Genomic DNA, 9714 nt, shown 5'->3' on the forward strand with positions numbered 1-9714 from the left:
TAACAGCGCTGGCCAATGATGGCCAGCGATTTTCAGGGGGAAAATTTATGCAACGCCGGAAGATGGCAGGCTTGATCCTGCTGGGAGCTACGTCGGTTTTTCTCGCCGGGTGTGGTGGTGGCAGTGATGGCGGCGCCGACACACTGTGGCCCGCGTACCAGGCCACGACGCAGGGTATGAGCTTCGCTGAGGTCCGCGGGCTGGTCGGATTCGATGTCAACGAGCGGACCGAGGATCTGGGCGAGGAGGTGCTTTACACGTGGCAGGTCGGCAAGGGTACGGAGAACCCGGAGTTCCTGACGGTCCAGTTCAAGTCTGGTCGAGCCGCGGGCAAGGTGTACGGGTCCACGAACAGGCACGAGTCGGAATTCTGGTGACCTGGCTGTCGTAGTCGAGTCGGGCTCCGCCTGGCCTGCCCAGGCCGGCGCCCTAGCGCCGGTGATGGATTACGTAGGCGCTGATGACTGACGCGAGAAACCAAACCAGCGGCACGCCCACGGCCGCGAAGATCGTCAGTGCTGCCCAGGTCGGCAGCAGCAGGTCGATGCCGATGGCCGTGGCCAAGAGCAGGCCCAGGGAGCAGAGCGCCGGCCAGTGGCTGGTGCGCTCGCTGTAGGCCGAGAAGATGCCGACGATGACCAGCGCATAGTCGGTGAAGGCTTGGTAGATGCTGCGGAGCATGATCGTCGGGTTAGATCGTGGCCGGCGGCGGCGGTGCTGTCACGATGCTGGTGAAGTTTGACCATTGTTCGATGCGGAACGCTCGAATGTCTCGCACCGACTGAGGGAACCATGCCATGGCTTTCAGCGCCTGAATGGCCTGGAACAGATTGGCCATGTCTTCGCTGTCCGTCACGTACAGACTTCCTTGGACGCGGTTGAACCCGTAGGCCGAGAGCGTAGCCGCGATGTCGGCATAGGCGGCCGAGACCCCTTTCGGGTGATGGTTGGCCGTACTGGCAACGGTCAGATCGAAGGCAATGGCGAACATGCTTCAGGGGGCCTTGGGGTCGTCGTTGATGTTGGACAGCCGGTACTCGGCTTCCTCGTCGGTTTCCAGCAGCTTGATCCGGATCATCCAGTCGCCGTCGTCCAGCTCGCGCAGAGCATTGACGACCTGGTACTTCGGGCCGAAGGGTCCGAAGGTCTTGATTTGGCCCGTGGGCACGCTAGGGGTGGCGGTGACTGTGGTCATGGTGTTTCTCCAGTGAGAACCATGCTCCATGATAGCCCAGGCACGGGGTTTGGGCATGCCCGCTGCGCGGTCACCGGACGCCCGTTCCAGGCGCGGGCTCCCGCCCTTGGTCCCTGCGGGACTGGCCGCTGCGCGTCCACCTTCCAGGCCGCCTTGCCGGCAGCCGCTGCGCGGCTGGCTCATCGGGGTGCGATGGCACCCCTTGCCGCACGGCTACCCCTTCTAGGCCGGCATGGTGGTGAGGCTGGCTTGCTGAAGCCTTCAACGTACCACACCGTTCTCGCGGTAAAGGGCTGCGCGTCCTGCCCTTCGGGCCGACCGCTGGCGGCCTTCGGCCGTCGTTGACCCTTGACCGCTGCGCTGCGGCGTGGGGCATCCGGCATGGGCAATCCCGCCCTGCTACATGGATGCACAGCATGATGAATCTCGACCAGGCCGCTTTCGCTCCCGCGATCTTTGTTCAAGAGCCGGATGGTTCCTATCGCCTGGCAACGGGCGAAGAAGTGGTGCAGGCGGCGCATGAGTACCTGGGCCGCAAGATCCCCGGTACGCTGCTCGACGCGCCCAACGTTGTGCGCAGCTACCTTCGGTGCCGTCACGCGGAGCGCGAGTATGAAGTGTTCGGCGTCCTTTTTCTCGACAGCCAGAATCGGGTCATCGCTGTGGAGGATATGTTCCGCGGCACGATCGCGCAGACCAGCGTCTACCCGCGGGAGGTGGTGCGCAGGGCCTTGCAGGTCAATGCCGCCGCGTGCGTCTTCTATCACAACCACCCGAGTGGAGAGGCCCGGCCGAGCCGGGCGGATGAAGCGCTGACACAGACGCTCAAGTCAGCGCTGTCGCTGGTCGATGTGCGTGCGCTGGACCACTTCATCATCACGAGCCAATCGGTCTACTCGATGGCCGAGAACGGCCTGATGTGAGCCAAGGGGCTGCGCCCCTTGTTGTCTGCAATATGTCTGCAAATCTAAAAATTGCAGACATATTGCAGACGATTTGAATACATATGATCAGCGGGCCTATGGCCCGAAGGGCGCTCGCCGCGCGGCGGCATCTGAGGGCCTTGTGGGTGCCTACCGTGGCTCCCGCACTTCCTGAGTTCATCGCCATTTCCGGTGACTTTGCTGCGGACATGGCAGGGCGACAAGGGTTCGCTGCGCCAGGTGCTCACCCGGTCCCTTCGCTGCGCTGCGGGCTGCGGCTTGCGCGCCTGCCCTTGCCGCCCTGCCCTGTCCTTCGCTCTCGTTCACCGGGCGACGAACTCAGGAAGTACGGCGGCAGGAACACCGGGACTGCCGCATGCCCTCAGAGCCAGATTCACAACGGGCTCTGAATCTTGGAACCCGGTCAGCACGTAAGGAAACCATCATGGCCCGTCTGTCTTCTCGTTTTGCGGCGCACTCGCCTTCGCTGTTCAGCAATTCCCCTTTGTCGAATGACCAGATCCGCCGCGTTGCCCCGTCGATCTTCGCAGAGGAACCCCACGGCAGCCGGTCGGACCGATACACCTACATCCCGACGTCGGCGGTCCTGGCCAAGCTGCGCGCCAACGGCTTCGAGCCGTTCATGGTGGCGCAGACCCGTGTGCGCAAAGAGGACCGCAAGGACTTCACAAAACACATGCTGCGCCTGCGGCATGCCGGCCAGGCCAACGACTCCGAAGCCTTCGAGGTCATCCTGTTGAACTCGCACGATGGCACGTCCAGCTATCAGATGATGGCCGGCGCTTTCCGGTTTGTATGTATGAATGGCCTGGTGTGCGGTGACGTGATCGGCGACATTCGCATCCCGCACAAGGGCAACGTGATCGACAACGTGGTGCAGGGCGCGTTCGACGTGCTGGACGGCGCCGACCTGGTACGCGAGGTCCGAGACGATATGCGCGCTATCGCCCTGACGCCGAGCGAGGAACGTGTTTTCGCGCGGGCAGCGCTGGAGCTGAAATACGAGCCGAGTGAGGGCAAGCCCGCGCCGGTGTCGGAGGATCAGTTGCTGCGCCCGCGTCGCTTCGATGACCGGGGCGGCGATTTGTGGACCGCGTTCAACCGTGTTCAGGAAAACCTGATGAAGGGCGGGCTTGATGCGCGCACGGCCAACGGCCGTCGTGCTCGCACGAGGGCCGTTCAGGGCATCGATCAGAACGTCAAGCTCAACCGCGCCCTGTTCAGCCTGGCGCAAGGCATGCGCGAACTCAAGGGTTGATCGTCATGACCGCCCTGCCGCTGGCCGGGCGGCTCAACAAGGGGCATGACGCCCCTTGGCCGCAAGGCTTATCCCCTGCTGGCCAGCCGCCGGCGCCGCCGGCGGTGAGTGTCCCAAGTCGAGGCAATCGGCTTGTCCACATCCGCACCGGCCAATCGCCGCCTTCCCTGCCTATGAAGGCGACTCAGGCGGCGGCGCTCCACCAGTCGCGCCCTTGCGGGTTGCCCCGTGCAGATGTGGACAAGCCACGGCCCGCGGCCGAGCTGCACATGCGTGCAATTGGCGGGCCACCTGGCCCGTGGGGCGCTCGCCGCGCGGCGGGTTCTGTGGGCCTAGCGTTCGGGCCGGTTTGGCTCCGTACTTCCTGAGTTGTCGCCATTTCCGGTGACTTTGCTACGGGCACGTCGGGGTGACAAGGGTTCGCTTCGCCAGGTACTCACCCGGTCCCTTCGCTGCGCTTCGGGCTGCGGCTTCCGTGCCTGCCCTTGTCACCCCGCCCTGCCCTACGCGGCAGCTCACCGGGCGACGAACTCAGGAAGTACGGCGGCAGAGACACCGGGATCTGCCGCATGCCCTCAGACCCAAATTCACAAAGGGCTCTGAATCTTGGAACCCGGTCAGCACATTTTGGAGTCAATGATGGCACGCAAGATCAGCAGCAAGCAGGCAGAGCAGCAGGTTCATCGAGTCATGACCGAGGCCAGCGCGGGCCGTGACGAGTGGGTGCCGCTGTCGCTTCTCTGGCTGTCCGAGAAGAACGTGAGAACCAAGCGCGATCCCGCCTCCATCCGAAGCCTCGCCGCGCAGATCGAAGCCGAGGGCGGGCTGTTGAATCCGCTGGCGGTGATCGTCGAGGTGAAGGACGGCCAGGACGGCTATGGCGTTGTAGCTGGCGGGCGGCGGCTGCTGGCCCTGCTGCTGCTGGTCGAGCAGGGCAAGATGGACGCGGATGCGTTGGCGCCGGTGAAAATCTTCGAGAACGAGCAGGCAGTCTCCGTGAGCCTGTCCGAGAACATCACGCAAGAGCCGATGAACCCGGCCGATGAACTGGTGGCGTTTCGCAGCCTCGCGGCCGAGGGCAAGAGCATCGAGCAGATCGCAGCCCGTTACAGCGTCAAGGAACTGACCGTGCGGCGTCGGCTGGCGCTGGCGAACCTCGCGCCGGAGTTCGTTGATCTGTACCGTGATGGCAAGGTCTCGGTGGACGTGCTCCAGGCGCTGGCGCTGACCGATGACCACGACCGGCAGCGGCAGGCCTGGGCCGCCCTGCCCTCACACAGCCGCAGCGCCTACCATGTGCGCAACCTGTTGTCCGAGGATGACGTGAGCGCGGCGGCGCCGCTGGCGCGTTTCGTCGGCGTCAAGGCGTACAAGAAGGCGGGTGGTGGCGTGCGTCAGGACCTGTTCGCCACGGGCGCGGGCGATGGGGTGTATCTCACGGACAAGGTGCTGCTGCACAAGCTGCGCGACGAGCGCATGGCCGAGGAAGCCCGCAAGCTGGTCGATGCCGGGTGGAAGTGGGCAGAGTACCGCGAGAGCTTCAGCACTTACGGCACGCACAAAGACCTGTTGCGCATGGAGCCTGCCATGCTCGAAGCCACGGACGCCCAGGCCGAGGCACTTGCCGCCATCGAGGCCCGCCGTGCTGCGATCGACAAGCGCCTGGAAGAACTCGAAGAACCCGCCGAGCACGACGAGGCCGCTGCGGCCGAGGTGGACCGGCTCTACGAAGAACAGGATGAACTCGCCCAGCGTGAAGGCCAGATTGACGACGAGCGTACCGGGTGGAACGATGGTCACAAAGCGGTCGGCGGTGTGGTGATGGGTCTCAGCCATGACGGCAAGCTGGTGCTGCATGAAGGCTATGCGCGGCGCGAAGATGTGGCCGGGCAGTCGCCCGAGGTCCGCCGAGAGGCCGGCGTTCCGGCCAAGGCCGAACGCGCCGAATTCAGCAAGGGGTTGATGGCGAGCCTGACCGCACACCGCTCCGCAGCGGTGGCTGCGAGCTTGGCTGCGAACCCTCAGATCGCCCTAGCTGCTTTGGTGCATTCACTGGTGATGGACCAGGGGGAGCCTTGGCAGTCGTCTCCGCTCAAGGTCCGTTTCACGGATGCCAGCCATGAGATTCGGCGCAACGCGGCAGGCTACGAGCAGAGCAAAGCCAGCGCGGCAATGGACGAGGCCGAGGCAAGCACGGAAGCTGTGCGCTCCGGCGCTTCCGCCGAGGTGTTCGCCCGCTTCCTGGCGCTGGATGAGGCTCAATTGCTGCAAATTCTGGCTCAGTTCGTTGCCCGGGCGTACACCGTGATTTCGCATGACGAGCGCAAGGAACGTGGGTTCGATGCCGCTGCCGCCATTGAATCGGCCCTGGGCCTGGACATGGCCGACTGGTGGGAGGCCACGGACGATACCTACCTAGGCAGTGTGTCCAAGGCCAAGATGATCGAGGCCATCACGGAAGCCGGCATGGATGCCGCCGATCTGGCGAGCATGAAGAAGGTCGATGCGATCACGACCGCACAGCAGCGCCTTGCCGGTCGCCGCTGGCTCCCTGCCCCGCTGCGGCCCTACACCGTCGATGCCGCTGCCGAAGCGGCGGACGACTGAGCACAGGGGGGCGGCTTCGCCCCTCCTGTGCCGAAGGCCTGCGAGACGGCCTGCAGGCCGTGTTCCTGGCGCCGCTCAACGGGGCGGGACCACCCGCCCCTTGCCGCTGGGCTTGCCCCACCCGACCACCAAGGCCGGGCCTTGCCGGTCAAGCTCAAGGGGGCATGTTGACCAGTTCAACCGGAACGTGCCCAAGGGGCACAACCACGGCCGACCAGGCCAACATCCCCCCGCCGCATGGCTCCCCCGAGCACCGGGCACGGCGTGCCGCCCTGCCCCGCCGCCCTGCGGCTGCCGGCGCTGCGCGTCGGACCGGCCTGCGGCCGTAGTTTGCAGGCCTGCGGCCTGGTGCATGTCGCGGTCCCTCTCTCACCGTCGCTCGCCTCGCTGTGTTCGTCGCCTTTTCCGGTGACTTTGCTTCGGTCATGCCAGCGGCCGGCGCTACGCGCCTGCAAGGGTGCGCTGCGCCAGGTGCTCACCCGTTCGGTGCTCGCCTTCGACTGCGCTCCGCGTGCGGCTTGCGCTCCCGCCCTTGCCCTCTGCCCTGCCCTTCGCTCCGTTTCACCGGGCGACGAACTCAGCGAGGCGATGGCAACCACCAACGGAGCACACATGACCGCAACACACCAGATCAATACCACGACGGGCTCGGAATCTAGCAACGCGAGAGCACGAGGGAAGAAGGCTCAGATCGTGCGTTCGCACGAGGACACGATGGGCAAGCTGCTGCAAGAGAACGCCCGCCGGCACCGACTGCACAAGGTGTTCTCCGACTTCTGCGAAATGTCGGCCCTGGCCCTGAGCAACGCCGTGGACCTGGCGCAGCGCGAAGCGCGTGAAGCCCGGTACATGAAGATCATTGCCGACTACGAACGCGACGAGATCGAGCGCTTCCCGCAGATCCTCGGCGTGCTTGTCGATTGGCTGGAGTCCGGTCTTGATGACTGCCTGGGCAAGCTGTTCATGGGTCTGGACCTTGGCGACAGCTACAAGGGCCAGTTTTTCACGCCCTTCGAGGTATCGCGCTTGATGGCCGGCATCACCTTCGCCGAGGCGCGCAGCGCCATCGAGCGCGAGGGTTTCGTGACCGTCGGCGAGCCGGCCTGCGGCGCGGGCGGGATGGTCCTTGCAGCGGCCGATGCCATCCAGGCGCAAGGCATCAACTACCAACAGGCCATGCACGTCACGGCCGTGGACGTGGACCTGACGGCGGTCCACATGGCATATGTGCAGCTTTCGCTTGCGCACATCCCGGCCATTGTTGTTCACGGGAACAGCCTCGCGATGACCGAGTGGTCGCACTGGTTCACGCCCGCGCACATCGTTGGCGGCTGGGACTTTCGGCTGCGCCGCCACCGCGGCACCACCAAGCCGGCTCAGGTCCCACTGACCCCGGCGGTAGCACCCGCGCCCGAGCTGGAGCAGGTGAGGGCGGTTGCACTGGTGCAGCGTGCCGAGCATCTGCAACTTGGCCTGTTCTGATTGCGCACCGTCCGGGCGGCGGGGAGGGTGCCCGGTGCGGCCTGCCCCCTGGCGGGGTCGAGAAAAGGGCGCCACGGGGCGCCTGGGCCTGTTGGCGGGGCCATAGACGGGCGAGGGAAATCCCCTTTCCTCTTGGTCGGCCGATGGGTGGGGGGTGCCGCCGCGACGGCGGCGGGGGGCGGGTGTGCCCGCCCACGGGGGGCAGGGGGCGCGGCCCCCTGCTCAGGAGCCGCCAGCAGGCGGCGGGCGGGACGCCTGTAGGTGAGCCCTGGGCCTGGCCGGCGCAGGGGAGGGTGGTCAGCGCAGCATGAGCAGCGCGATGACGCCGGCGGCGGCGACAGCGGAGAGCGCCAGGCTGATGAGCTGGACGGAATTGATCGAAGCGGGCTTGACCGACGAGGGATCGGGCTTGGGCAGCGCGGTTTTTATCGCGCTTTCCATGCTCGCGCGGATTGCCTGCGAGTTGCGCTCGATGTTCGCGGCCTTCGCCGATTCTGCTGCCTCAAAGGTCTTGGCCACCAGCAGCAGCCGCTGGCTGATCTTGTCCATGCTGGCCAGCGTTCCATCGAGCTTCGCGCCGTTCTCATCCTTGTGAGCCGCGCCTTCATTCTGGAGGGCTCGGATTTTTTCGACCAGGCTGTCGAAGTCCTTGCCGACCTGGGCCGAAACTTCGGCCAGATCGGCCGCGATCTTCTCAGTGTGCTCCTGCAGGACCAGATCGGCCAGGTGAGCGACGGCAAACGCCGGGTCATCCTCGTCGATGCGGATGCCCGTGCGCCTGACGACCTCGGCGATTAGATCGCGCTTGCCGTTCATGGTCAGAACTCGATTTTATCGAGTTGTTCAAATACTTCGCGTCCGACTGTTTTCAGCCGCTGTTTCTCCATCAGACCGAAACTACTCGATGCGATGACCTCATCGAATGTCAGCCTCATCGTGTTCATGCGCCTGATGTCGTCACCGAAGGTCTGTTGATTCCGGGCAGGAAGCAGAACGACGCCAGTAACTTTGTCTTCGTTCGCCTTATAGGCTTCAGTTTCGGCCAGGTGGGTGCCCGACGCGTCAACGAAAGAGCCGAAGAACTCATTCAGCCAGAGGACAATCGGCACATCGAATTGGGTAGCGAAAGACACGAATCCCTCTTTCGTGTCTTTCAACTCGGAGCCACCGCCGATGATGATGTGGAAGAAAACCTTCTTTCCGCCGTCTTGCAGCACATCAATGACGCTGTTCTCAAGCATGTATGCCAGCAATGGGGAGAACGTGTTGGCGCCGTTGTCGATCACGGCGGGGCAGTCGGCTTCCATGATTTTTTCTATCATGCCATCGAACTTCTTGGCGTCGATGATCCTAGAAGGGGTCATGACCGAAATATGGATAGCGGAGAGCGCCTTGTAATGGGCGAACGTCGTGTTCTCTTGATCTGTATCGAAATTGACCGTGTTGCCGGCCTTTTTCTTGAGATATTGGGCCAGCAGGACGGATACCCAGGATTTCCCAATCCCGCCTTTGCCCTGGATGACGAAATGCACGCTGTTTTTCATATCGGTTCCTTTGCTCGCTGTCAAGATTGATCCGTCCCGGATGGGTTGTGTTTGAATGTCTTTGGAATCGGAAGATCGAATTTCCCGAACTTCCTTTTCTCGGGTTCGTTGGTTGGGCTTGGGCTTTTTGGGGTTGGTGGCGGGTTCGATGATTCAACTCCCTGAAGTTGCGGTTGATGAGGTGACGCGGCCTTTGGCTGCGCCGGTTGGTCGAGGCGGGCCAGTTGCTTCCTGGCCCTGGCGTAAAGGGTGCGGAAGTCGGCGTAGCTGATCTTGTGCCCTTCGGCTGTCAGTTCCTCGGCGAACGTCCGTTGGGTCACACCGGCAAGCTGTCGTGCCTGGTATTGGCTGGCCCGGGATCGAATGATCCCGGTCAAGGTCTGGCGAGCGGTCTCTTTCTCTGTCATGTCGGCATTATGTCTGCAAACGGTACACATGGATAATGGCTTGTCTGCAAATAGTATATTTTTTGTCTGCATCTTGCAACATGCCGACAACATGCAGACAGTTTGAATACGTGAAACAGGGCCGATAGTGGATGGGAAACCTTGAAAGATGTGAAGGCAGGATAGGCTAACGCCGGTTCATGTGCTACATTGAGCACATGAGCGAGCCGCTACGCATGCCCGCTCGGCGTCACACGCTGCGCGTGGACGCCGGGCCACTTACCGAGCCCTTCCTCGT

General features: G+C 63.7%; 11 protein-coding genes. 5 read left to right on the forward strand and 6 right to left on the reverse strand.

The window, feature by feature from the left end:
* A partial coding sequence (locus PHQ87_RS11420; RefSeq protein ID WP_300234220.1) for a hypothetical protein occupies positions 1-377 on the forward strand: 377 nt, incomplete at its 5' end.
* A gap of 52 nt (positions 378-429) precedes the next feature.
* On the opposite strand, the gene PHQ87_RS11425 is transcribed toward PHQ87_RS11420, so the two are convergent.
* The 3 genes from PHQ87_RS11425 to PHQ87_RS11435 are packed head-to-tail and all read right to left on the reverse strand — an operon-like array spanning position 430 to position 1195.
* The gene (locus PHQ87_RS11425) at positions 430-681 is read right to left on the reverse strand and encodes a hypothetical protein (RefSeq protein WP_300234223.1); all 252 of its coding nucleotides are present in this window, start codon (positions 679-681) and stop codon (positions 430-432) included.
* 10 nt (positions 682-691) lie between these two features.
* Entirely contained in the window at positions 692-991 is a 300-nt protein-coding gene (locus PHQ87_RS11430) for a virulence factor (protein WP_300234226.1), read from the reverse strand.
* Positions 992-994: 3 nt separating this feature from the next.
* The gene (locus PHQ87_RS11435; RefSeq protein WP_300234228.1) at positions 995-1195 is read right to left on the reverse strand and encodes a DUF5397 family protein; all 201 of its coding nucleotides are present in this window, start codon (positions 1193-1195) and stop codon (positions 995-997) included.
* Positions 1196-1611: 416 nt separating this feature from the next.
* On the opposite strand from PHQ87_RS11435, the gene PHQ87_RS11440 reads away from it, so the two are divergent.
* The 4 genes from PHQ87_RS11440 to PHQ87_RS11455 all read left to right on the forward strand — a co-directional run bounded on the left by PHQ87_RS11440 (position 1612) and on the right by PHQ87_RS11455 (position 7486).
* Positions 1612-2118 (forward strand): JAB domain-containing protein, encoded by a 507-nt coding sequence (locus tag PHQ87_RS11440; RefSeq protein ID WP_366524475.1) that lies wholly within the window; start codon positions 1612-1614, stop codon positions 2116-2118.
* Positions 2119-2563: 445 nt separating this feature from the next.
* The gene (locus PHQ87_RS11445; protein WP_300234231.1) at positions 2564-3397 is read left to right on the forward strand and encodes a DUF932 domain-containing protein; all 834 of its coding nucleotides are present in this window, start codon (positions 2564-2566) and stop codon (positions 3395-3397) included.
* A gap of 639 nt (positions 3398-4036) precedes the next feature.
* Positions 4037-6004, forward strand: a complete 1968-nt coding sequence (locus PHQ87_RS11450) for a ParB N-terminal domain-containing protein (protein WP_300234234.1) — start codon at positions 4037-4039, stop codon at positions 6002-6004.
* 237 nt (positions 6005-6241) lie between these two features.
* On the forward strand, positions 6242-7486 hold the full coding sequence (locus PHQ87_RS11455) for an N-6 DNA methylase (protein WP_300234237.1): 1245 nt from the start codon (positions 6242-6244) through the stop codon (positions 7484-7486).
* Positions 7487-7783: 297 nt separating this feature from the next.
* On the opposite strand, the gene PHQ87_RS11460 is transcribed toward PHQ87_RS11455, so the two are convergent.
* The 3 genes from PHQ87_RS11460 to PHQ87_RS11470 are packed head-to-tail and all read right to left on the reverse strand — an operon-like array spanning position 7784 to position 9437.
* Positions 7784-8302: a hypothetical protein gene (locus PHQ87_RS11460; protein WP_300234240.1), complete on the reverse strand. Its 519-nt coding sequence runs from the start codon at positions 8300-8302 to the stop codon at positions 7784-7786.
* 2 nt (positions 8303-8304) lie between these two features.
* On the reverse strand, positions 8305-9030 hold the full coding sequence (locus tag PHQ87_RS11465) for a hypothetical protein (protein ID WP_300234243.1): 726 nt from the start codon (positions 9028-9030) through the stop codon (positions 8305-8307).
* A 20-nt stretch (positions 9031-9050) separates the two neighbouring features.
* Positions 9051-9437: a hypothetical protein gene (locus tag PHQ87_RS11470; protein WP_300234246.1), complete on the reverse strand. Its 387-nt coding sequence runs from the start codon at positions 9435-9437 to the stop codon at positions 9051-9053.
* Between the last annotated feature and the right edge of the window lie 277 nt (positions 9438-9714).

Origin of the sequence: Hydrogenophaga sp. (assembly GCF_028698005.1) — a bacterium.
In the GTDB taxonomy this organism is placed as follows: domain Bacteria; phylum Pseudomonadota; class Gammaproteobacteria; order Burkholderiales; family Burkholderiaceae_C; genus Hydrogenophaga.

Coding starts and splice junctions, on each gene's coding strand:
- PHQ87_RS11425 (WP_300234223.1), bottom strand. CDS start 681: ATGCTCCGCAGCATCTACCAAGCCTTCACCGACTATGCGCTGGTCATC.
- PHQ87_RS11430 (WP_300234226.1), bottom strand. CDS start 991: ATGTTCGCCATTGCCTTCGATCTGACCGTTGCCAGTACGGCCAACCAT.
- PHQ87_RS11435 (WP_300234228.1), bottom strand. CDS start 1,195: ATGACCACAGTCACCGCCACCCCTAGCGTGCCCACGGGCCAAATCAAG.
- PHQ87_RS11440 (WP_366524475.1), top strand. CDS start 1,612: ATGATGAATCTCGACCAGGCCGCTTTCGCTCCCGCGATCTTTGTTCAA.
- PHQ87_RS11445 (WP_300234231.1), top strand. CDS start 2,564: ATGGCCCGTCTGTCTTCTCGTTTTGCGGCGCACTCGCCTTCGCTGTTC.
- PHQ87_RS11450 (WP_300234234.1), top strand. CDS start 4,037: ATGGCACGCAAGATCAGCAGCAAGCAGGCAGAGCAGCAGGTTCATCGA.
- PHQ87_RS11455 (WP_300234237.1), top strand. CDS start 6,242: ATGGCTCCCCCGAGCACCGGGCACGGCGTGCCGCCCTGCCCCGCCGCC.
- PHQ87_RS11460 (WP_300234240.1), bottom strand. CDS start 8,302: ATGAACGGCAAGCGCGATCTAATCGCCGAGGTCGTCAGGCGCACGGGC.
- PHQ87_RS11465 (WP_300234243.1), bottom strand. CDS start 9,030: ATGAAAAACAGCGTGCATTTCGTCATCCAGGGCAAAGGCGGGATTGGG.
- PHQ87_RS11470 (WP_300234246.1), bottom strand. CDS start 9,437: ATGACAGAGAAAGAGACCGCTCGCCAGACCTTGACCGGGATCATTCGA.